Annotated in this window: 23 protein-coding genes; 17 read left to right on the forward strand and 6 right to left on the reverse strand. The window is 50.6% G+C overall.

The features are described from left to right. Positions 1-7: 7 nt before the first annotated feature. Positions 8-3025, reverse strand: a complete 3018-nt coding sequence (locus C7T94_RS03580) for an amidohydrolase family protein (protein WP_107213707.1) — start codon at positions 3023-3025, stop codon at positions 8-10. 107 nt (positions 3026-3132) lie between these two features. Between C7T94_RS03580 and C7T94_RS03585 the strand changes: the two genes are divergently transcribed. From C7T94_RS03585 to C7T94_RS03625, 9 genes are all read left to right on the forward strand, one after another. Next, entirely contained in the window at positions 3133-3576 is a 444-nt protein-coding gene (locus tag C7T94_RS03585) for a cytochrome B (protein ID WP_107213709.1), read from the forward strand. A gap of 200 nt (positions 3577-3776) precedes the next feature. Continuing rightward, on the forward strand, positions 3777-5183 hold the full coding sequence (locus C7T94_RS03590; RefSeq protein WP_107213711.1) for an anthranilate synthase component I family protein: 1407 nt from the start codon (positions 3777-3779) through the stop codon (positions 5181-5183). Positions 5184-5216: 33 nt separating this feature from the next. After that, on the forward strand, positions 5217-5786 hold the full coding sequence (locus tag C7T94_RS03595; protein ID WP_107214655.1) for an anthranilate synthase component II: 570 nt from the start codon (positions 5217-5219) through the stop codon (positions 5784-5786). 12 nt (positions 5787-5798) lie between these two features. After that, positions 5799-6581, forward strand: coding sequence for an indole-3-glycerol phosphate synthase TrpC (trpC, locus tag C7T94_RS03600; protein WP_107213713.1), 783 nt, complete (start codon positions 5799-5801; stop codon positions 6579-6581). Positions 6582-6648: 67 nt separating this feature from the next. Then, positions 6649-7842: a GTPase HflX gene (gene hflX / locus C7T94_RS03605; protein ID WP_107213715.1), complete on the forward strand. Its 1194-nt coding sequence runs from the start codon at positions 6649-6651 to the stop codon at positions 7840-7842. A gap of 78 nt (positions 7843-7920) precedes the next feature. Beyond that, a complete protein-coding gene (rbfA, locus tag C7T94_RS03610; RefSeq protein WP_107213717.1) occupies positions 7921-8289 on the forward strand; it encodes a 30S ribosome-binding factor RbfA in 369 nt (122 codons plus the stop codon). After that, positions 8289-8930 (forward strand): PAQR family membrane homeostasis protein TrhA, encoded by a 642-nt coding sequence (gene trhA, locus C7T94_RS03615; protein WP_107213719.1) that lies wholly within the window; start codon positions 8289-8291, stop codon positions 8928-8930. Before rbfA ends, trhA begins: the two co-directional genes overlap by 1 nt. Then, a complete protein-coding gene (locus tag C7T94_RS03620) occupies positions 8930-9619 on the forward strand; it encodes a peptidoglycan DD-metalloendopeptidase family protein (RefSeq protein ID WP_107213721.1) in 690 nt (229 codons plus the stop codon). The genes trhA and C7T94_RS03620 overlap by 1 nt, the downstream gene beginning before the upstream one ends. A 28-nt stretch (positions 9620-9647) precedes the next feature. Beyond that, positions 9648-10307, forward strand: coding sequence for an energy transducer TonB (locus C7T94_RS03625; RefSeq protein WP_107213723.1), 660 nt, complete (start codon positions 9648-9650; stop codon positions 10305-10307). 3 nt (positions 10308-10310) lie between these two features. Here the strand turns inward: C7T94_RS03625 and C7T94_RS03630 are convergent, their stop codons facing one another. Then, complete coding sequence (locus C7T94_RS03630; protein WP_239494917.1) at positions 10311-11210, reverse strand: diacylglycerol/lipid kinase family protein; 900 nt, start codon at positions 11208-11210, stop codon at positions 10311-10313. A 49-nt stretch (positions 11211-11259) separates the two neighbouring features. On the opposite strand from C7T94_RS03630, the gene C7T94_RS03635 reads away from it, so the two are divergent. Next, positions 11260-12252: an App1 family protein gene (locus C7T94_RS03635; RefSeq protein ID WP_107213725.1), complete on the forward strand. Its 993-nt coding sequence runs from the start codon at positions 11260-11262 to the stop codon at positions 12250-12252. Here the strand turns inward: C7T94_RS03635 and C7T94_RS03640 are convergent. Genes C7T94_RS03640 through C7T94_RS03650 form a run of 3 tightly spaced genes read right to left on the reverse strand, consistent with a single transcriptional unit; the run spans position 12245 to position 15299 of the window. Beyond that, complete coding sequence (locus C7T94_RS03640; protein ID WP_107213727.1) at positions 12245-12613, reverse strand: YccF domain-containing protein; 369 nt, start codon at positions 12611-12613, stop codon at positions 12245-12247. The two genes, C7T94_RS03635 and C7T94_RS03640, sit on opposite strands and share 8 nt — an antisense overlap. Positions 12614-12655: 42 nt before the next feature. Then, on the reverse strand, positions 12656-13855 hold the full coding sequence (locus C7T94_RS03645) for a DUF1501 domain-containing protein (protein ID WP_107213729.1): 1200 nt from the start codon (positions 13853-13855) through the stop codon (positions 12656-12658). 10 nt (positions 13856-13865) lie between these two features. Further along, positions 13866-15299, reverse strand: coding sequence for a DUF1800 domain-containing protein (locus C7T94_RS03650; RefSeq protein ID WP_107213731.1), 1434 nt, complete (start codon positions 15297-15299; stop codon positions 13866-13868). Positions 15300-15370: 71 nt separating this feature from the next. Here C7T94_RS03650 and aat point away from each other — a divergent pair, with 71 nt between their 5' ends. Further along, entirely contained in the window at positions 15371-16003 is a 633-nt protein-coding gene (aat, locus tag C7T94_RS03655) for a leucyl/phenylalanyl-tRNA--protein transferase (RefSeq protein WP_107213733.1), read from the forward strand. A 1-nt stretch (position 16004) separates the two neighbouring features. Here aat and C7T94_RS03660 read toward each other — a convergent pair whose 3' ends face one another. Continuing rightward, positions 16005-16790 carry a 3-keto-disaccharide hydrolase gene (locus tag C7T94_RS03660; RefSeq protein ID WP_107213736.1) on the reverse strand — a complete coding sequence of 262 codons (786 nt, stop codon included), beginning with the start codon at positions 16788-16790 and terminating at the stop codon, positions 16005-16007. 122 nt (positions 16791-16912) lie between these two features. Here C7T94_RS03660 and C7T94_RS03665 point away from each other — a divergent pair, with 122 nt between their 5' ends. The 6 genes from C7T94_RS03665 (at position 16913) to tsf (ending at position 20847) form a co-directional block, all read left to right on the forward strand. After that, positions 16913-17554: an HAD family hydrolase gene (locus C7T94_RS03665; RefSeq protein WP_107213738.1), complete on the forward strand. Its 642-nt coding sequence runs from the start codon at positions 16913-16915 to the stop codon at positions 17552-17554. A gap of 25 nt (positions 17555-17579) precedes the next feature. Continuing rightward, positions 17580-17936: a hypothetical protein gene (locus C7T94_RS03670; RefSeq protein ID WP_107213740.1), complete on the forward strand. Its 357-nt coding sequence runs from the start codon at positions 17580-17582 to the stop codon at positions 17934-17936. Between the two features lie 277 nt (positions 17937-18213). After that, the gene (gene rplM, locus C7T94_RS03675; RefSeq protein ID WP_107213742.1) at positions 18214-18657 is read left to right on the forward strand and encodes a 50S ribosomal protein L13; all 444 of its coding nucleotides are present in this window, start codon (positions 18214-18216) and stop codon (positions 18655-18657) included. A 3-nt stretch (positions 18658-18660) separates the two neighbouring features. Further along, positions 18661-19047, forward strand: a complete 387-nt coding sequence (gene rpsI / locus C7T94_RS03680; protein WP_107213743.1) for a 30S ribosomal protein S9 — start codon at positions 18661-18663, stop codon at positions 19045-19047. A 21-nt stretch (positions 19048-19068) separates the two neighbouring features. Next, entirely contained in the window at positions 19069-19908 is an 840-nt protein-coding gene (gene rpsB / locus C7T94_RS03685) for a 30S ribosomal protein S2 (RefSeq protein WP_107213745.1), read from the forward strand. 99 nt (positions 19909-20007) lie between these two features. After that, the gene (tsf, locus tag C7T94_RS03690) at positions 20008-20847 is read left to right on the forward strand and encodes a translation elongation factor Ts (protein WP_107213747.1); all 840 of its coding nucleotides are present in this window, start codon (positions 20008-20010) and stop codon (positions 20845-20847) included. The last annotated feature ends 163 nt before the right edge of the window (positions 20848-21010 follow it).

Here is a 21010-nt window from a genome sequence, read left to right on the forward strand (position 1 = left end):
CTGATTTTTAATGTTGATGTGCGGTTGCCTGATCCAGTTCTGCTGCGTAATCTTCGAGCGTTTCGCAGTTGTAAAGCCGTGGTGCCTCGGCTGCCGGCCGCTGGGTACGGGCACCCTTGTTTTTGCTGTCCAGCATTTTTTGGATCAGCCGTGCGCGCTCTGTCTGTTGTGTCTTGCGGATCTGCTCATCGCGCGACATGTCCCAGTAAGGAATGCCATCGACAAAAGTTTTCTCTGCCTTTGCGTAAATAGACAGGGGGTGGTCTGACCATAGCACCACATCGGCGTCTTTACCAGGTTTCAGGCTGCCAACCCGGTCAGCAATGTGAAGCATCCTGGCCGGGTTCAGCGTAACAAATTTCAGGGCATCTTCTTCGGGAACACCACCGTACAGCACCGCTTTGCCGGCCTCCTGGTTCAGCCGGCGCGCCATTTCTGCGTCGTCTGAATTGAAAGCCGTTGTTATGCCCACATTGTGCATGATTTTTCCGTTATAAGGAATGGCTTCGGCCACTTCATACTTGTACGCCCACCAGTCAGAAAAAGTTGAGGCAGCAATGCCGTGTGCCTTCATCTTATCGGCTACTTTATAGCCTTCAAGAATGTGCGTAAAGGTATTGATCTTAAAGCCAAGGCTGTCGGCTACATTGATGAGCATGTTGATCTCAGACTGCACATAAGAATGGCAGGTAATGAAACGCTTGTTGTTCAGGATTTCAACAAGGGCATCAAGTTCAAGGTCTCGACGTACGTTATTACCTTTGATCTTCATGGCTTTCTCGTATTCCTTTGCCCGGGTAAATCCATCAACATAGGTCTGTTCAACACCCATGCGTGTAACCGGGAACCGGGCGCCGGTGCCAAAATTACTTTGCTTTACGTTTTCGCCCAGTGCAAACTTGATGAAACCGTCGCTTCCGGCAAATTTCAGTTCTTCGGGATTTTTGCCCCAGCGAAGTTTGATGAGTTGAGATTGCCCGCCGATCGGGTTGGCCGATCCGTGAAGGATGTGCGAAGTGGTTACCCCACCAGCCAACTGCCGATAAATGTTTACATCCTCTGAATTGATGATGTCGGCGATCCGCACCTCAGCCGACGAGGATTGCGCACCCTCGTTAATGCCGCCGGTTCCGGCGATGTGCGAATGCTCATCGATAATGCCTGCAGTAACATGTTTACCGGTACCGTCAATGACCACAGCACCGCCGGCGCCCAGGTTCTGGCCAACAGCTTTGATCTTACCCCCCGAGAGCAGAATGTCGGCGTTTTTCAAAACGCCTTCCTTTTCATTTGTCCAGATGGTTGCATTTCTAATCAGCACAGACTCCTGCCGCGGGGCTTCTTCGTAACCAAAGGCGCCAAACGGAAAGATCAGTTTTTCCTGTGCCAACTGTGGTCTGGCCTCTTCTTTGATCGCATCGGCCTTCGCCGCTTCTTTAAAGGTGGCCGACCATTTACCGCTTGTACCATCGGGCAATGCAGACTCGCCTTTCATGGCCAGGGGATTTACCGAGGTTACATAGCCGCTTAAGCGAACATTTCCTGCCGGGCTCTTTTTTGAGTTGAAAGAAATGGAGATCCAGTCGCCGTTGCGGCTAAAGCTGGCTGTTGACTTCAGGCTGTCGGTCCCGCTCCGTTCTACGGTCGCCACAGACCCGCCGCCGGTACCCGAGATACGCAGGACCGCCGAGGCGAGACCATCTATATTCAGGTTGTACGTGCCCTTCAGGTCTGAGACATTCATTTTGCTGACCTGATATTTCTTTCCCTGAACCCAATTTTCGAAAATGATGTTGTCTTTCCTGAAAAGGGGACCCGAAGTAATGATGAAGTTGGCGAGTTTGCCTTTTTCCAGCGTACCCACCTGGTCGGCTATGCCAAGAAAAGTGGCGGGATTTTGTGTAATGGCCTTCAGCGCCTGCTGCTCTGAAAGACCGTTTTCAATGGCCGCGCGCAGGTTGCTCCAAAAGTCGCGCACGTTTTCAAGGCCGAAAGCCGTGATGGCAAAGGGGATGCCGGCTTTTTCAAGTGCAGCCGGGTTGCCGGGAGCCATTTCCCAGGCTTTCATCTGTGCCAGGGTAATGTTACGTGCTTCGGCAGGGTCTTCCACATCGTAGGCTTTGGGAAAAGCGATCGGAATAATCAGGCTTGCGCCGGTAGCTTTTACTTCTGCAATGCGCTGGTATTCATCACCGCCAGACTTGATAAGGTATTTTTTACCAAACTCTTTGGCTATTTTATCTGCGCGGAGCGTATTGGCCCAGCCATCCGCTTCGAACAATTGCGGAAGCGTCTGCTGTTTGTTAAATTCTTCCAGCGATATGTTGTACTCTTCTTTCTGGCTGCCATACCATTTCGCATCGTAATACGTTTGGCGAAGCAGGGCAATTGATCCCATGAGCGAAGTGGGGTAATCGTTCTTAGAACTGCCTTTGCTGAACGAGTAGTTTGCTGCGGTCCGGTCTTTTATAAACGTGCTGTTGTCGGTCTCGCCGGTCAGGGAAACAGCGGCAGATGTGCCGCGTGCTATGCCATCCCGATTCACGACATTGACACTCCCGAAACCGGCCTTGCGCAATTCATCGGCTTTTTTCGCATCGCTGCTGAAGATGGCACGCACCTCTGTTTCAGGCCTGATGGCTTCGTTCCAGTTATATGGCCCTTTCTTCGTCGAAACAAAGATCGATTGCCGGCTGCCAAAGCCACCGCCTTCGCGCTGGGCCTCGGCCGTGCCATAGGTGCTGAAGGCATCGACGAGTGAGGGATAGATGTACTTTCCTTTCAGGTCAATGGTGGTATACCCTTTAGGTACACTGATACCCTGCCCAACGCCGGTAATTTGCCGGCCTTTGACCAGGAGCGTTCCGTTGGAAATGGTCTGACCAGAACTGACAACGATATTTGCATTGGTAAAGGCATACAGGCGGGGCCTGATATCATACGATCCGTTTACCGGAAAGGTTTCTTGCGCCACCAGGTTGCTGACGGTAAACACCAGCAAAAAAAACAGTAGAGTTTTCTTCATGAATTCATTAGTTTGATTGTTTAAAACTAATATAAATTAATGTTCCAGCCCGAACATCACACGCATTTTACTTTTTATGGCTTACATTTGGCATAAAAAAGCGGTTTATGAATGAAATTCTGAAAAGTGCCCACTCGGGCTGGCGTTATGTCGTTCTATTGCTCCTTATTGCGGCGGTATTCCAGGCGCTTGGCGGCTGGACAGGCAAAAAATCTTACAGCGAGGGTAACCGGAAGCTGAACCTGTTTACCCTGATCAGTGCGCATATCCAGCTGCTGCTCGGCCTGGCGCTCTATTTCCTGAACGGCTGGTTTAGGGCGGACAGCTCTGCCGCCATTGCACGTTACTGGAAAATGGAACACATTTCCATGATGCTGCTGGCAGTCATTCTGATCACTGTTGGTAATGCGCGTTCGAAAAAGGGTGCAGATGGGGTGGCCAAACACAAAACAATCGCTATTTTCTTTGGTATTGCATTGGTTTTGGTGCTTGTTGCCATTTATTTGATGACCAAAAGTGATCCTTCCAGAACATTCTTTGGGGTTTCTTAAATTTTAACAAATATTTTGCTTTTTTAAAATTCTTTCTATTTTTGCTCCCCATGATCAGCAATTCACATACATGGCAATGGCCAGGCAACCCTAAAAAGCGTTGTGCACTGTGTGTATAAGATATATTGATCGATCTAAACCTAAAACCACATTGAAGCCCGACGTAGAACCACACGTCGGGCTTTTTATTTAAACACCACATGAACATTTATAAAATTAACACCACATACAAAAAGATGCTCGCCGACACCACCACGCCGGTGAGTATTTACCTGCGGCTGCGTGATGTGTTTCCCAACAGCATCTTGCTTGAAAGTTCCGATTACCACAGCCGGGAAAACAGCATGAGTTTTGTATGCGCCGACCCTGTTGCCGGCATTGTGCTGAACAACGGCTTGCTGGAGGCGTATTTTCCTGACGGGTCGCGCGAGCAGAATGAACAACCGGGAAACATTGTCGACGAGGTAGCCGCTTTTAAATCGCGCTTTGAAGAAACAGTATTTCCGGAGATCAAATTCCTGAGCGGCGGCCTTTTTGGCTACTTCACCTGGAATGCCGTACAGCGTTTTGAAGATATACGTCTGAACGGGTCGATCCCCGAAGAAGACCGCATCCCAGACATGCAGTACCATGTATACAGGTATATCATCGCGATCGATCATTTCAAAAATGAGATCACGCTTTTTAAAAACACGTTTAATGGCGAGGTACGCGAAGACCTGGACAAAATCGAATACCTGATCCAGAACAAGAACTTCCCGGAATACAGCTTCAGGACCGAGGGCGGCGAACAATCAAACCTGAGCGATGACGAGTTCAAGGAAATGGTGCTGAAAATGCAGAAACACATCATGCGGGGTGATGTGTTCCAGATCGTGCCTTCGCGGGCTTACAGGCAGGGCTTCCTGGGCGATGAATTTAATGTATACCGGTGTTTGCGTTCCATCAACCCGTCGCCTTACCTCTTTTACTTCGATTACGGTAATTTCAAGCTGTTTGGCTCGTCGCCCGAGGCACAGATTACGATCAAGGACCAGGTGGCCAGCATTTTTCCGATCGCAGGCACTTTCAGGCGCACCGGCAATGATGTGGAAGACGCGGCGCTTGCACGAAAACTAGAAGAGGACCCGAAAGAAAGCGCCGAACATGTCATGCTGGTCGACCTGGCCCGCAATGACCTGAGCCGCAACTGCCGCAATGTGCAGGTCCGGTCGTTTAAACAGGTGCAATACTATTCACATTTGATCCACCTTGTATCGCAGGTCAGCGGCGAACTGCACGATGCCACGGCTGCGTTCAAGATTGTGGCAGATACCTATCCGGCCGGAACGCTGAGCGGCGCGCCGAAGTACCGGGCCATGGAACTGATCGATGCCTATGAAAAGAACGGCCGGAATTTTTATGCCGGAGCCATCGGTTTTATGGGTTTCAACGAAGATTTTAACCATGCCATCATGATCCGTACGTTTATGAGCAAGAACAATCAGCTTCATTACAGGGCGGGCGCCGGTATCGTGGCCGATTCGGTGCCTGAGAGCGAACTGCAGGAAGTGAACAACAAAATTGCGGCGCTGCGCAAAGCCATCCTGATGGCTGCAGAACTTTAATCAGGAATGGCTGCATATTCAAGAAAAGAAAAAATGAAGAAGATACTTGTTATAGATAACTACGACAGTTTTACTTACAACCTCGTTCATCTGGTGCACGAGGCCGGTTACGATACCGAAGTATGGAGAAATGACAAATTCGAACTGGCCGCTGTGGCAAACTTCGATAAGGTACTGCTCTCGCCAGGACCAGGCATTCCCAAAGAGGCCGGGCTGTTGCTCGACGTGATCAGAACCTATGCACCCAGCAAAAGTATTTTTGGGGTTTGCCTGGGGCAACAGGCCATTGCAGAGGCATTTGGCGGCTCACTGAGCAACCTTGGGCGGCCCATGCACGGAATTGCCACGCCGGTCAACGTAACAAATTCGGCAGAACCCTTGTTTAAAGATTGTCCGCAGAGCTTTAAGGTTGGCCGTTACCATTCCTGGGTTGTTAATCATGCAGACCTGCCGGAAGAACTGCAGGTAACTGCCACAGACGAATCTGGAGGCATCATGGCGCTGAGCCACAAAACTCTGGATGTGCGCGGTGTACAGTTTCATCCGGAAAGCGTGCTTACAGAGTATGGTAAACAGATGATGAAAAACTGGCTGGAAGCATAACGGACAAGCAAAATGAACATTTTAGAAAAAATAGTAGCAAGAAAAAAAGAAGAAATTGCCATAGCCAAAGCACAGATCAGCAAGGAGGCCCTGTGCCGCTCTGCCGCATTTGCGCGCAAGCCGCTTTCGTTCCGGGAGTTTTTGCTGGCGCCAGACCGCACGGGCATTATTGCAGAATTTAAGCGCCGGTCGCCATCAAAAGGACTTATTAATGGCACCGCAGGGGTTGCTGATGTAACCAGGGCGTACAATGCAAGCGGGGCATCGGCTTTATCTGTACTGACCGACACCGATTTTTTCGGGGGCACAGCGAAGGACCTGATTGCGGCGCGCGAGGCCAACGATATACCGGTGCTGCGGAAAGACTTTATGATAGACCCGTACCAGGTGTATGAAGCCCGGGCCATGGGCGCAGACATGATCCTGCTTATTGCGGCCATCCTAAACCCGGCCGAAATTGAAAGCCTGAGTAATCTGGCCAAAGAACTTGACCTGAACGTGTTGCTGGAAGTACACAACCTGGAAGAGCTGGAACGCAGCCTGGTCGGATCAATTGACGCCGTAGGGGTGAACAACCGGAACCTGGCCGACTTCAGTGTAGATATCCGGACGTCATTTGACCTGGTTAACCACATCCCTAATGATTACCTCAAGGTCTCGGAAAGCGCCATCAGTGCTCCTGAAACCATAGGCGAGCTGCGTGCGGCGGGTTTCCAGGGCTTCCTGATCGGGGAGAACTTTATGAAAACGGCAGACCCCGGCGCAGCGGCACGCGATTTCATGGGGCAGCTTTAAGCAGGCCCCGAGAAATCAAGAACACAGCGGGGCAGAGGCATTTATCTTCGTAACTTTGAAGAACAACATGGGAAAACAGAAATTTTATGATACAGCAGTAAAACAGGAACGCGCGGTTCTTGTAGGCGTCATTACGCCGAACAGCAGCGAAGAGCAGGAGCGGGAATACCTCGAAGAGCTGGCATTTCTGGTCGACACGGCCGGTGGGAAAGTTGAAAAAACCTTTACGCAAAAAATGCTGCGGCCCGAGCGGGCAACCTTTGTAGGCAGCGGCAAGCTGGAAGAGATCAAGGCCTATGTGCAGTCTGAAGAAATCGATATGGTGGTTTTCGATGATGAGCTGACGCCTTCGCAGCTTCGCAACATTGAGCGCGAACTGCAGGTTAAAATCCTTGACCGCAGTAACCTGATCCTCGATATTTTCGCAGAACGCGCGCAAACCGCCCAGGCCAAAACCCAGGTTGAACTGGCACAGCTGCAATACATGCTGCCCAGGCTGACCCGCATGTGGACGCACCTGGAACGGCAAAAAGGGGGTATCGGGATGCGCGGGCCGGGCGAGACGCAGATTGAGACAGACAGGCGCATCATTCTGAGTAAGATCTCGCTTTTCAAAGAGCGGCTTAAACAGATAGACAAACAGAACGAGACACAGCGGAAAAGCCGCGGCCAGTTGATCCGTGTAGCGCTGGTCGGGTACACAAACGTAGGCAAATCGACCATCATGAACATGCTGTCGAAGTCTGAGGTGTTTGCAGAAAACAAGCTGTTTGCAACACTCGACACCACCGTGCGCAAGGTTGTGATAGACAATGTGCCTTTCCTGCTTTCAGATACGGTCGGTTTTATACGCAAGCTTCCCCACCACCTGGTCGAATGTTTTAAGTCGACGCTTGACGAGGTTCGGGAAGCAGATATACTGATCCATGTGGTCGATGTATCGCACCCCGGGTTTGAAGACCAGATCAATACCGTGAATGAGACGCTGAAAGACCTGGGTGCACGCGACAAGGAAACGATTGTCGTATTTAATAAGATCGATGCGTATACGCCGCCCGATGAAGACGACCTGGTGGCGCTGGAGAACGGCAAAATGTCGCTCGCAGATTTTCAGAACACGTGGATGGCGCAGCACAATGCACCGGCCATTTTTATATCGGCAACAGAGAAAGAGAACGTTGAGGCGTTCAGGCAGTTGTTGTACGACCGGGTGAAGGCGGTGCATACGGAGCGCTACCCTTACGATAATTTGTTATATTAGTCAAGAACCGGCGAGTCTGGAAGGGCCGTCGAATTATTCATTCCGGCCGGCATCTGCCGGCCAGGAAAATTCAGAGATATGGAAAGTAAACGTCAGCAGAAATTTGCAGGAGTTATACAGGAAGAACTGGCACAGATCTTCCGGAAGGAAGGGTCGGCCTATCTGCCCAATACGCTGGTCACCATTACCCGGGTTCGGGTTTCGCCAGACCTGGCTATTGCCAAAGTTTACCTCAGTTTTTTAAACAGCCCGAACACGTCGCTGGCTGTAAATACCGTGAACGCGCATGCCGGGGAGATCAGGTACAAGCTGGGCGCCCGCATTCGCCACCAGGTACGCGTTATCCCCGAACTCAGTTTCTTCGTGGATGATACGAACGAGTATGTTGAGCGTATGGACCAGCTTTTTGACAAGATCGCAAAGGAACGGAAAGACCAGGAAGACTAATGATCCCGGGAAAGCGCCTGCGCGAACCAGTTAACTTCTACACCCATTTTATTCCTGCTTTGCTGGCGCTGCCCGCGGGCTGGACGCTCTTCGTACACGCGGCCAGCACGACTGCACAGGTAGCTGCGCTGGTATACGGAATTGGCACCTGCCTGCTTTTTGCTGTTAGCGCGGTTTACCATGGTTACCCCAGAAGTGAATACGGCATTCGTTTCTGGCAAAAGTTCGATCACTGCTGCATCTACCTGATGATTGCAGGCTCATACACCCCCACCGCCCTGCTGGTTTTCGATGGCTGGCTGCGCTGGGGACTGTTCGCATTGGTCTGGCTGGTGGCGATAACCGGCTGCCTGCTTAAGATCTTCAACCGGCTGAAAAGTGCCGGCATTTCGTTGGCGCTATACATCTTAATGGGATGCCTCATTATTCCCCTGTTGTATAAAATGTCTGCCGCTCTGCCCGGAAGGGCAATTTTCTGGTTGCTTCTCGGCGGCGCTTTTTACATCGGCGGAACTTATTTTTATGCAAAGGACCGGCAGATGTACCGTTGGATACACAGCCACGAGCTGTGGCATCTGTTTGTAACCGGGGGCGCCCTGGCACATTATGTTTACAATTACGCTTACTTATTCAAACGCTGATGACGAGCCATCCATTAGCCGGGGCGTTAGATCAATACCGTGAATCATTTAGCCAGGTTGTTCCCTTTGACCCCGGACGTGACAGCCTGTACAGGCTCGACCTGACCCTGCAAAATTCTTTACTTAACGAGCAGATCTATACAGATACCACGCTGTTTTCCCGCTGGATCAACGAAATGCTTCGTGCGCATGGCGCACGATACGGCATTGGCGGATACGCTGAACACCGGGATATTTATGCTAAAAGTGACCATTTCGACGCTTCCGGCGAGCCACGACGCCTGCATTTGGGCGTAGACATTTGGGGACCGGCGGGAACACCTGTATTTAATTTTTATGATGCAGTTGTACACAGCTTTGCCGACAATAACCGCAATGGCGACTATGGGGCTACGATCATTTTGAAATATGAACTTGGCGGTCATGCTTTCCATGCCTTGTACGGCCACCTGAACCGGGCCGCTCTGGCGGGACTACAAAAGGGCGGGTTCGTTCCGGCCGGAAAACAAATTGCCAGCTTAGGCGTTCCACAAGAGAATGGCAACTGGCCGCCCCATCTTCATTTCCAGCTTATTATTGACATGAAAGGGATGGCGGGAGACTTTCCTGGTGTTTGCCGTTACAGCGAGCGGGATATTTTCCTGGCCAATTGCCCTGATCCCCAGGTAATTTTGTCGGCTGGTTTCTGATCGTGTACCCCATTGTGTAAATTTTTGTATGAAAAAGCTATTGGTTTTTTTTCTGTTCCTTTCGCTCGGCGGCATGGCGCAGCAGCCTGTTTTCAGAACGGGAAAACATACGCTGGAAAGTTTCCTGGCCAGCAACACTGTTTATCCGGCCTACTCGCGCCAAAACTGTATTGGCGGGACGGTTGTCGTGGCATTTAAATTAGATAAAAAAGGCGATGTGTTCTCTTCGCGTGTTGTTCGCGGAGTCGGGACCGATCTGGACGATGAGGCGCTCAGGCTGGTGCGCATGACCCGTGGCAAATGGAGTCTTCCTGCCGGGTTCGACACCACGACTTTGGTTTCGGTACCGGTTAACTTTAAGGTGTCTGGTGCCAACTGCGATCAAAAAAGTGTGGCAGAGATCAGGCAGGCCATTCAGGCTTACCGGAATGAACAGGAACTGACCAACGCCGTGCTCAATTATTACCGCAACAAAGAGCAGGGGAAGGCGCCTGCAGGCGAAGAACAGCGGATCAGGAGCATACAGCAGGAGTTGGGTTATGATGACGAGTATTACGACCAACGCATCAGCGCTGGTCTGAAGAAGATCAAACAAGGCGACCACGAAGGGGCTTGTGAAGATTTCAGGTTCGTGAAATACATGGGCTCGTCGAAAGCCGACACACACCTCGAGAAATATTGCAGGTAACCTTTAACCGGCTTCAGGTTCAGGTTGCGGCAACACCACGCAGATCGCACCCGGTAAAATTTTCGCTTCAACTTCGGTAATCTTCCCCATGTATTCACCATCGACCTGGAAATGGGCCTTGTGCCTGCTCCTGATGTGGAGTGACCGAGTCTGAAAAAACTCGACCTTTTTCGGATTAAAGCCCTTCTGCGTAAAACGCATTTTAAGCACTTCCAGCACAGAATAGGTCTTGACCAGGACCACCTCGAACAGGTCGTCGTCAAGCCGGCCTATGGGATTGATCTTGACACCCGTTCCATACATGGTGGCATTGGCCACCACAACCATGGCAGCCGCCGAACGGACACGTTCATTGCCCATTTCGAGTTCCACTTCCATTTTTTGGTGGTTCCAAAGTGCATGCCAGGCAGCTTTGGCATAACCAAGCATGCCGCGGTGAGACAGGTCGTCAAATTTCTTAACGATGTACGCGTTAAAGCCGAGGTCAGCCAGGTGAATGCAAAGTTCGTTGTTGATGCTGATGGCATGTATGCTGGTTGGCTGTCCGTTCACTGCAATCTCGAGCGCCGCTTCGGTCTCTACGGGAATCCCCAGTTCTTTGGCCATACCGTTTGCGGAACCGGTAGGTATAATGCCCATAGGTTTTTTACTTTCCAGCAGGCATTCGGCAACCAGTTTCAGCGTACCATCGCCGCCGGCGGCAATGATGCGGTCGGCGTTTACCCGCTCAATCTCTGCCTTAATGTCGCTGATGCGACAGTCCTTCTTCAGTTCATAAATATGTATGGTATGTTTTGACTGAGCGAACCAGGCATCGATCACCGCTCGCAGGTCCTGGTCATCCTGGCCGGAACCGGGGTTAATGATAAAGTGTAAAATCATGGGATCCCGGGGCTGTTCCATCTTGCCGTTTATTATCAAACAAGCCAGAAGGAATACTGTTTGTTTTTGTATGACACTTTCGCAACCCAGTGTGAAAGTATACCATGGGTATGGTCACACCCATAACCTGGTGGTATACGGTCACGTTTTTAAAAGACACAGCAACCCCAGGCAGGTGTTCAGCGAAAGCCTGTGGGTAAACATCAGGCATCTGCTCCGGCTATTTCTGATCAGGACATGGCCATTTGTGCAGGTCAGGCTTTCCTTTCGCGGACAGCAAATCTATAACCGGACGGAGTATGACGGCTTTTTCAAATTTGAGTTTGATTCAGAGACGGCGGTAGATGCCGGCTGGCACCAGGTGCTTGTCGAAGCGCTCGATGAATCCGGGCAGGCCGTTGCAGCCTCAGAGGGCATGATCTATGTACCGCACATTACCCAGTACGCATTTATATCAGATATTGACGATACGGTTATGGTATCTCATTCCGCGACGATCGGGCGCCGCCTGCGTGAACTTTTTATAAAGAATCCGCATACGCGGAAGACCTTTCCGCGAACCGCCGAACACTACAAACTGTTGTCTGCTGCCTATGCGAGCAGCGAAAAGCCGAACCCGTTTTTTTATGTTTCAAGCAGCGAGTGGAACCTATATGATTACCTGGTAGAAACCTTCCGCTTCAATAAGCTGCCCGAAGGCGCCTTTCTCCTGAACCAGATTAAACGCTGGAAAGACTTGCTTAAGACGGGAAAAACGGGACACGAAGGGAAACTGGTGCGCGTGCTGCGCATTTTTGATGCCTTCCCGAAACAGAAATTTGTGCTGTTCGGCGACAATTCGCAACGGGATCCTTTTATTTATACGGCGATTGCCGAAAAATATCCTGAACGTGTGGCCGCGGTATACATTCGCAACATCAGGCCCGGTGTGGCCGCAGAAACGCAGCTGCTGCTGGACAAACTCTCAGCCCTTCAGATCCCGAACTGCCTGTTTGTGAACAGTGAAGAAGCCATGGACCATTCGCACCGCATTGGGCTGATCGAGAACTGGCGCCTTAGCTGATCGATTTGCCGAAGGGGCTGAAAGCCAGATTCATCAGCTTAAAGTGCTGCCTGCCAAACGGAATGCCGACAATGGTGATACAGAGTAGCAGGCCAAATACCAGATGCGTAAGAACAATCCACAAACCGCCGAAGATGAGCCAGATGATGTTCATGACCGTTGCCAGGCAGCCCGTGCTTGAGGCAGTGTGCGTAATGCGTACGCCGAAAGGCGCCAGTCCCAGAATTGCAAATTTGAAACACTGAAGGCCGAACGGAATGCCAACAATGGTCAGGCAAAGGATCAAGCCGCCAATGATGTATTCAAAGAATATGAAGATGCCCCCAAAAACGATCCAGATCACGTTGCCGATAAAATTCATGTGCTTTTGACGTGCCGTTACAAAAAAAGTTACCGGCTCATGTTAAATGAAATCCAACGTGCTGAAATTGCGGCTCAGGACCTGGTTGCTGCCGGCGCCAAGCCATTTGTCCAGCACAGTGGCATAGACCTCGCGAAAGTCTACCTTGTACTTCAAATCGCCCGATTCCAGGTCGGCCAGATCAGGGGCAGCATTGAAGAGCCCTTTCCTGTTCAGGCGGCCGCCAAACACAAACAAGTTATTGGCTGTGCCGTGATCGGTCCCGTTGCTTGCATTTTGTTCCACGCGGCGGCCAAATTCTGAAAAAGTCAGCACAAGGGTGTCGTCCAGCCGGTTGTTGGCCTGCAGGTCTTTCAGGAAAACGTTCATGCCTTCAGCATACTGTTTCAGCAGGTTTCCCTGCTGCCCCGGCTGGTTTACATGTGTGTCGAAACCGCTCATGGAAACATAGTATACCCTGGTTTGCAGACCCGAACAGATGAACCGAGAGACGGTTTTAAGCTGGCTTGCAAATCCGCTGGCCGGATAAGCTGCCTTGGCCTGGTAAATTTTCGAATTCTGCTGAATGTAACTCGCAGACGATGCGGTTTCGATCATGGTCTTGTACAGGTAACCCAGGTTGTCTTCGTCAAGGTGTTCTTTTTCCTGTTGCGCAATGCGTTTAAAAAACGGCTCGTTGGTGTTGCGGAACAAGGCCGCGGGGTCGCGAACGGCAATGCCTTTTTTGGTCTTGCCTTTAAGGGCAAGTGAAAGCGCGTCGTCTACTTCGATGGCCGTGTAAGGGAATTTACAGGTCTGGCAATTGCTGTCCAGGTAGCGCCCGATCCAGCCGGTACTCAGAAACTGGTTGGCATCGCTGCCGCTTTGCCAGATATCCATTGACCGGAAATGCGAACGGTCAGGATTGGGATAGCCCACGCTGTTGATGATCGTCATCCAGCCCTGGTCGTAAATTTCCTGCAGGGCGGCCAGGTTGGGGTTGAGGCCCTGCATGTCGTCCAGGCGGATCACTTCTTCAGGTTTGATGGCAATGCTCCGGCGTTTTTGGTAGTAAATGTCGCTGCCGAAAGGCACGACTGTGTTCAGCCCGTCGTTACCGCCCGAAAGCTGGATCACGACCAGATTTTTGTAGCCGCTCAGGTCGTTCATGGCCAGCGCCTCGAGTGGTTTGAGGAAAGCCGGCACCATCCAGGCGCCCGCAGTGGCCAGCGCGGTGTTTTTCAGAAAATCTCTTCTCTTCATGGTTTGTTATTTAACACAGTTGATATTCGGGCAGGCTGGCCACCTCAATGGCCGTACTGCGAAGTCCTTTGTTATCGGCCAGCATGGACATGACCTTTCCGGCAGGCTGCACCTGCAGCAGGAAGGCGGCCAGTTCGGCGGGCGTGATATCTTTAGGGAAGTCGCGCGTAAATGCAGCCCAGTCTACCTCGGCATTGACAAACGATTTTCTTTTACCGCGTGATGGCACGGCGGCCCTGCTTACCGCGATAACGGCCTCTTCTTCAGGATCTGCTTTTCCGCTGAAATCAATTTCACCATCGTTGAGCACGAGCGAGGGGATTTTCATGCGCAGCATGAGCGAGGAACTGTCGATCCAACTGCGGCCCCCAGGCCAGCCGGCCACGTTTGGCGGGTTGAAAAGATACTGTCCTAAGTTCTGCTGCAGGCGGATCAACACCTTCGGGTCTGCATAACGGGCGTGGAATGTTCTGCTCAAGCCTACGAGCAGCTCTGTCGGCGATTTGATCTTGTTGCCGCGGTTTTCAGGCGCATAAAACCAGTCGGCGGTGAATATATGGCGCATCAGCGCTTTGATGTCGTAGCCTGACTCATAAAACCTGCGGCCGGCCTCCTTGATATGCGCCGGCTGCGGCTGGTCGCTGACAAAAAACCGGCAGGCCTTTTCGGCAATGAAGTCTGCAGCCTCTGGCCGGGCCAGGATCATGTCTATGATGTCTTCACCGTTAAAACGGCCGGTTTTGCCAAAAAACGTCTTGGTACCCGTATCGTGTACTTTCTCATTGAACTCGAAAACCCAGTCCCGGTTGTACATCCAGCCTGTAAACGCACGTGCCGATTCTTTGATGTCCTGCTCGGTATAATTGCCCCTGCCGAGCGTAAAGAGCTCCATCAACTCGCGCGCAAAATTCTCGTTCGGCCGGCCTTTGCGGTTTTGCTGGTTGTTCAGGTACTGCAGCATGGCCGGTGTGCGGGCCACCTCGATGAGGAGTGTTCTAAAATTGCCAAGGGCGTACCGGCGCTGCACGTTGTTAAGCTGCTGCGCAAAATAGGTGGTCTCGGAACGGCAGGCAAAGAGGCCATGCCAAAACAGGGTCATCTTTTCCTGGAGGGGGTAACCGGTATGGATCAGTTTATCGATCCAGGCCAGGTTGAGTTCCTGGTTTTTTTGGTTACGCAAGCGCAGGTATGCTTTTTTTCTTTCTTTTTCCGCTTCGTTTTGGTCTTTCCTGGCATTCAATTCCTGTTGTTCGCGCAACAGCCTGCGGTTATCTTCGGCGCTCTGAATCCTGATCTCGTCAGGAATAGTGGGGCCTTCGAGGAGTTTGTCGACAACTTTAGCGAGGTTTCTGCGACTTAGCTGCTCGGTTTCAAGATAAGAAAGGCCGAAACCCGCGCGGTTGTACAAATGTTTGATTTTTGAAAAGCGTTCTTTCCGGTCCATGGCGAGGCATTTGGTGGTGAGACATAAAAAAAACGTCAAGGTTTAAGCTTTGTTTTGTTCTACTTTTGCGTATGATCTTCAAACTGGACGATGAAAACCTTCAATTTCCCGATCCCTCCTGGTCAGAAGAAGACGGCCTGCTGGCCATTGGGGGCGATCTGAGCCCGGCACGCCTGCTCGTGGCATACCAAATGGGCATCTTTCCCTGGTTCAGTGAAGATGATCCGATCTGCTGGTTTTCTCCGTCCGAGCGCTGCGTCATTTTTCCGGAAAAAATTTATGAAAGCAAGAGCATGCAGCGGCTTGGCAGGTCTGGCATTCTGGAGGTTCGGGTAAATACGGACTTTGCCCGTGTGATTGACAACTGTGCCATGATACACCGGCCTGGCGCACAGGGCACCTGGATCACGGCAGATATGCGCGCAGCCTACAAGAGACTAAATGAGCTGGGTCATGCCAGCAGCATCGAAACCTGGAAGAACGGCCATCTGGTGGGTGGCCTCTATGGCGTAACTGTAAACGGCGTGTTTTGTGGGGAAAGCATGTTCAGCCAGGAGCCTAACGCTTCAAAGGCGGCGCTGATCTGGCTTTGCCGCTATGGCGGGTACCGCCTGATCGACTGCCAGCTGCCGAATGAACACCTGATGAGTATGGGCGCAGAGATGATCTCCAGGAAGCGTTTCCTGGAGATGTTACATTCCTGAATTAAAGTTTCCTGATCCAGATATTTCTAAAGCTGACGGGTTCGCTCGGGTCGCCATGGTCCTGTAATTTGATGCCAGCAGGGCCGTGTGCTTTGTAGGCCGGTGCACCAATCCAGCGGGTTTCGCCCTTCAGCTCAAAATTATTTTGAAGCAATACGCCGTTCAGCATAACGGTTACGCGGGCAGCGCTTTTCAGGCTGCCGTCATCGTTGAAACGGGGGGCGGTCCAGATGATATCAAAAAACTGCCATTCGCCAGGTTTTTTATTTGCATTGACCAGGGGAATGCCTTGTTTGTAAACACTGCCGGTTTGCCCGTTCACATACGTTTTGTTGTTGTAAATGTCGAGGATCTGGATCTCGTAGCCATCGTCGCCAGGGCCGGTAGAGGCCAGGAACACGCCGCTGTTGCCCCGGGCCTGGTCTTTCCCCGTAATGTTCGAGGGAATACGCCATTCCAGGTGCAGCTGGTAATCTGTAAATTTCTGGTTCGTTTCAATGTTGCCGGTTCCTTTTTTTACAGTGAAGAAACCATCGTCGATGGTCCAGCCTGCAGGCTTGGAAGGGTCGTTAACAGCATGCCATTCGTCAAGGTTTTTGCCGCCAAAAAGGATGATCGCATCTGAAGGGGCATCCTGCGGGAGGTTGCCGGGTGTAACGGTTTTTGGTACCGGCTCCCAGACCTCGGTTTTAGCCGCTTCTTTCGCCGGGTCGTTCTTTTGTTGAGCCATAACGGTCGTAGAGATCAGCGCTGTTGCCAGCAATACGTAAACGTTTTTTTTCTTCATCAGATTTCATTATTTGTTTGTGGAAGGTAAATCTATCCAAAAAAGAGAGAGAAAATTAATTTGGCACGTTTAATTTACATTGCCGCCTGTGTTTAGACAACGGTAAACCTGATTTTAATGTTATGATGAAGACCATCTTTTTTATAGATCTTGACAACACCATCTATTTCACCGCGCCTAATGTAAACCAGCTGCTTGGAGGGCTTTATGCTTTTCTCGAAGAACAGGATCTGGGTGTGAGCGCGAAGCAACTTGAGCAGGCAAAAAAAGACATGCTGCACACACCATTTCAGCGCGTGGCGGCCAGGTACGGGTTCAAGGCAGCGGCCGTCGAAAAGGTGGTAGCCTTTCTGCAACAGGGCGAAGTGACTGAGCCGCTTTCGGTACATCGTGAATACCATTACATCAAAGCCCTGAAAGGGCGAAAGTTTGTAGTGACCGCGGGCTTTACCAAAAAGCAGCGTTCCAAATTAGCCATGCTGGGTATTGCCGCCGACTTTGAAGCGCTTTATGTGGTTGATGTTTCTGTGAAAGAGGAGACCAAAAAAGATGCGTTTGAAACATTGATCGGGGAATACGGACTTGACAGGTCGCAGATCCTGGTTATTGGCGACGATGCCGATTCCGAGATCAGGGCCGGTCTGGAGCTCGGACTGGAAACTTTCCTGTTTGATCCGGAAGGGCGTTTTCCCGATGCCCGGTCAACATACCGCAGCAGCAGCTTTGAAAGCCTTGCCGAGGCTGCAGGGCAGGCGAAAGGCTGATGCGGCATCTTTTTTCCAATACGATATGAAACGGTACTTTGCTTACCTCGTTCTGGCAGCCGGCATGGCCTACCTGCTGTTTTTTGTCCAGGAAACGACCCGCTGGCCGGTTTGGGGCGGGGTGGTGGCGGGCCTTGCAGCGGCCATGTTCAGCCTTGCAGAAGGTTCAGGCAAAGCGCTGCGCATTGTGCGTGCTCTTTCGGTCCTTGTCGGACTGGCCGGCGCGCTGTACCTGAATATTCTGAGCTGGAACCTTTTTCAAAGTGTGCGTGTGCACCACTATTTGGACGTGTCGCTGGTGATGCTGGCCGCACTGCGGGCCATTTTCCTTGCAGGGCTGGCGGCGCTGAACGTTTTGCTGCAGCAGCAGGCAAGGACTTGACCAAATGTGCGGGACCTGCGTAAAATAAGCCCGATTGCAGCGAAAGGCCCGACTGCTTTGCGCAGCCTGCGGGCAGCCTGCAGCGAAAAGCGGGACTGCCCGAGCCGATGCTGCAGGGCTGGAGCGCTTTCAAAGACTGATCTGTTCTGCCACGGGCGGGACCTTGAAACAAAAAAATAACCCTTCAACTCTTTGATAATAAAAGTATTTCATCTATCTTTGCAGTCCCCAAAAAAGCGGGGAAATAAATAATTGTTACATAATTAAATACAAGCAAGTGAATACGTTAAGTTACAAAACTGTCTCTGCCAATGCTAAAACTGTTAATAAACAGTGGGTAGTAGTTGATGCCCAGGGCGAGATTTTGGGGCGCTTGTCTTCGAAGATTGCAATGATCATTCGGGGAAAAAACAAGCCTGAGTACACCCCACACGTAGACTGCGGAGATAATGTGATTGTTATCAATGCAGACAAGGTTAAACTGACCGGAAACAAGTTCAGCGAAAAAGAATATGTTCGCTATACAGGTTATCCAGGTGGTCAGCGGTTCATTTCTCCAAAAGAGTTGATGGCGAAACACCCTGAGCGTGTAATCGAGAAAGCCGTTCGCGGTATGTTACCAAAGAACAAATTGGGTGCTAAACTGTACAAAAATCTTTTTGTATATGCTGGTGAGACTCATCCGCACGAGGCACAATCTCCAACAACCATTAAACTCTAAGAAATGTCAACTACAAATACTTCAGGAAGAAGAAAAACTGCAGTTGCCCGGATCTATCTGAAAGACGGCAACGGTACCATTACTGTGAACGGTAAAGATCACAAAGAATATTTCCCAACGCTTCCCCTTCAATACATTGTTAACCAGAGTATCGAAGTCGCTGAACTGACCGGCCGTTATGACGTAACCGTTAATGTTCAGGGCGGTGGAATCAAAGGACAGGCAGAAGCTGTTCGTCTGGCAATTGCCAAAGCTATTGTTGAACTTGATGCGGAGAAAAAACCTGCATTACGCGCCAAAGGCCTCATGACACGCGATATGCGTATGGTTGAGCGTAAGAAACCAGGACGTGCGAAAGCCCGTAAACGCTTCCAATTCAGTAAACGTTAATCGACAAAGGAGAACAAAACAATGGCTAGAACAACATATCAAGACCTATTGGATGCAGGTGTACACTTTGGTCACCTCACCCGTAAATGGAACCCAAAAATGGCGCCTTACATTTTCATGGAGCGCAATGGTATCCACATTATTGACTTAAATAAAACCCTGACCAAAACTGAAGAGGCAGCTTCTGCGATCAAACAGATCGTAAAATCGGGCCGTAAAGTTTTGTTTGTCTCAACCAAAAAACAGGCAAAAGGTATCGTAGCTGAACAAGCGAAAAAAGTAAACATGCCTTTCGTTACTGAGCGTTGGTTGGGTGGTATGCTCACCAACTTTGCTACTGTTCGCAAGTCGATCAAAAAGATGGCGAACATTGACAAAATGACCAAAGACGGTACATACGCGATCCTTTCAAAGAAAGAACGCCTGATGATTCAGCGTGAACGTATCAAGTTGGAGTCGCTTCTTGGCGGTATTGCCGACCTGAACCGCCTTCCGGCTGCTTTGTTCCTGATCGACGTAAAGAAAGAGCACATTGCTGTAACTGAAGCGTTGAAACTGAACATCCCGACTTTCGCGATGGTCGATACCAACTCTGACCCTTCAAACATCGATTTCCCGATTCCGGCTAACGATGACGCGACCAAGTCGATCACCCTGATCACTGACATCATCGTTAAAGCGATCGAAGAAGGATTGGAAGAACGCAAACGCGACAAAGAAGACGAAGCTGAGAAAGAAGCTGTAGCTGCTAAAGCTGCTGCTGATGCTCCTGAGGTAAAAGAGCCAAGAAGGAAAAGAGAAGCAGAAGCTGCTGTTGAAGGAACGACCGATACTGCAGAAGAAACAAAAACAGAAGAGTAATTAATCACGTTGTGGGTTACGGGTTCTGTGTTGCAAGTTCTGCTTCAGCACGAAACTCCTAACCCATAACTTTTTTATAAAAAAATAACAAAGAAAAACATGTCTACAATACAGATCTCAGCTGCAGACGTAAACAAGCTGCGCCAGCAAACCGGCGCAGGCATGATGGATTGTAAGAAAGCCCTGACTGAAGCCAATGGCGATTTCGAAGCTGCCGTTGATTACCTGCGCAAAAAAGGCGCGAAAGTCGCTGCCAGCCGCCAGGACCGTGAGTCGAACGAAGGTGTCGTGATTGCAAAAGCGACTGCCGACGGCAAACGCGGTGTTGTTCTTGAATTGAACTGCGAGACTGACTTCGTTGCAAAAAATGCTGATTTCGTTGCCCTGGGTAATAAATTTGCTGACATCGCTATCGAGAAAAACCCGGCAACTCTCGAAGAACTGCTGGCTCTTGAAGTAGACGGCGTTAAAGTTTCTGACCTGATCATCGACAACACCGGTAAAATCGGCGAAAAACTTGGCATTTCTAAATATGAAGTTGTCTCTGGCGACAAGGTTGTTCCTTACATTCACGGCAACTACCGCCTGGGCGTACTGGTTGCTTTGAACCAGGACGGAGCTGGTGTGGAAGAAGCCGGTAAAGACGTGGCCATGCAGATCGCTGCAATGAACCCGGTTGCCCTTGACAAAGGTGATGTCGACCAGCACACCATTGACCGCGAGATCGAAATTGCAAAAGAGCAGATCCGTGCAGAAGGCAAACCAGAAGAAATGGTTGAAAAAATTGCCAATGGCAAACTGAACAAATTTTACAAAGACAGCACCCTGTTGAACCAGGAATTTGTAAAAGACGGTTCCAAAGATGTGCGTAAGTTCCTCGACGAAACGTCGAAAGGACTGACCGTAACTGCCTTTAAACGCGTACAGTTGGGTGCATAAGCCGCCCGGCAACATAGAAGACCCGGCCCTTGCGGCTGGGTTTTTTTTTGCCCAAATCCCGCCCGATATGACGGAATTTTCAGGGTTTCTGCCCACTCGCCTGTTATGAGGTTACAACTGCAGGGAGTAGCTGGTTGTCAGCACAATAAATGGAAAGGTTTTT

Source organism: Pedobacter yulinensis (genome assembly GCF_003029735.1).
Classification (GTDB): Bacteria; Bacteroidota; Bacteroidia; order Sphingobacteriales; family Sphingobacteriaceae; genus Pedobacter; species Pedobacter yulinensis.

Excerpts from the sequence above, each read along its gene's own strand:
- C7T94_RS03580 (WP_107213707.1), bottom strand. The coding sequence starts at position 3,025 with ATGAAGAAAACTCTACTGTTTTTTTTGCTGGTGTTTACCGTCAGCAAC.
- C7T94_RS03585 (WP_107213709.1), top strand. The coding sequence starts at position 3,133 with ATGAATGAAATTCTGAAAAGTGCCCACTCGGGCTGGCGTTATGTCGTT.
- C7T94_RS03590 (WP_107213711.1), top strand. The coding sequence starts at position 3,777 with ATGAACATTTATAAAATTAACACCACATACAAAAAGATGCTCGCCGAC.
- C7T94_RS03595 (WP_107214655.1), top strand. The coding sequence starts at position 5,217 with ATGAAGAAGATACTTGTTATAGATAACTACGACAGTTTTACTTACAAC.
- trpC (WP_107213713.1), top strand. The coding sequence starts at position 5,799 with ATGAACATTTTAGAAAAAATAGTAGCAAGAAAAAAAGAAGAAATTGCC.
- hflX (WP_107213715.1), top strand. The coding sequence starts at position 6,649 with ATGGGAAAACAGAAATTTTATGATACAGCAGTAAAACAGGAACGCGCG.
- rbfA (WP_107213717.1), top strand. The coding sequence starts at position 7,921 with ATGGAAAGTAAACGTCAGCAGAAATTTGCAGGAGTTATACAGGAAGAA.
- trhA (WP_107213719.1), top strand. The coding sequence starts at position 8,289 with ATGATCCCGGGAAAGCGCCTGCGCGAACCAGTTAACTTCTACACCCAT.
- C7T94_RS03620 (WP_107213721.1), top strand. The coding sequence starts at position 8,930 with ATGACGAGCCATCCATTAGCCGGGGCGTTAGATCAATACCGTGAATCA.
- C7T94_RS03625 (WP_107213723.1), top strand. The coding sequence starts at position 9,648 with ATGAAAAAGCTATTGGTTTTTTTTCTGTTCCTTTCGCTCGGCGGCATG.
- C7T94_RS03630 (WP_239494917.1), bottom strand. The coding sequence starts at position 11,210 with ATGGAACAGCCCCGGGATCCCATGATTTTACACTTTATCATTAACCCC.
- C7T94_RS03635 (WP_107213725.1), top strand. The coding sequence starts at position 11,260 with ATGACACTTTCGCAACCCAGTGTGAAAGTATACCATGGGTATGGTCAC.
- C7T94_RS03640 (WP_107213727.1), bottom strand. The coding sequence starts at position 12,613 with ATGAATTTTATCGGCAACGTGATCTGGATCGTTTTTGGGGGCATCTTC.
- C7T94_RS03645 (WP_107213729.1), bottom strand. The coding sequence starts at position 13,855 with ATGAAGAGAAGAGATTTTCTGAAAAACACCGCGCTGGCCACTGCGGGC.
- C7T94_RS03650 (WP_107213731.1), bottom strand. The coding sequence starts at position 15,299 with ATGGACCGGAAAGAACGCTTTTCAAAAATCAAACATTTGTACAACCGC.
- aat (WP_107213733.1), top strand. The coding sequence starts at position 15,371 with ATGATCTTCAAACTGGACGATGAAAACCTTCAATTTCCCGATCCCTCC.
- C7T94_RS03660 (WP_107213736.1), bottom strand. The coding sequence starts at position 16,790 with ATGAAGAAAAAAAACGTTTACGTATTGCTGGCAACAGCGCTGATCTCT.
- C7T94_RS03665 (WP_107213738.1), top strand. The coding sequence starts at position 16,913 with ATGATGAAGACCATCTTTTTTATAGATCTTGACAACACCATCTATTTC.
- C7T94_RS03670 (WP_107213740.1), top strand. The coding sequence starts at position 17,580 with ATGAAACGGTACTTTGCTTACCTCGTTCTGGCAGCCGGCATGGCCTAC.
- rpsI (WP_107213743.1), top strand. The coding sequence starts at position 18,661 with ATGTCAACTACAAATACTTCAGGAAGAAGAAAAACTGCAGTTGCCCGG.
- rpsB (WP_107213745.1), top strand. The coding sequence starts at position 19,069 with ATGGCTAGAACAACATATCAAGACCTATTGGATGCAGGTGTACACTTT.
- tsf (WP_107213747.1), top strand. The coding sequence starts at position 20,008 with ATGTCTACAATACAGATCTCAGCTGCAGACGTAAACAAGCTGCGCCAG.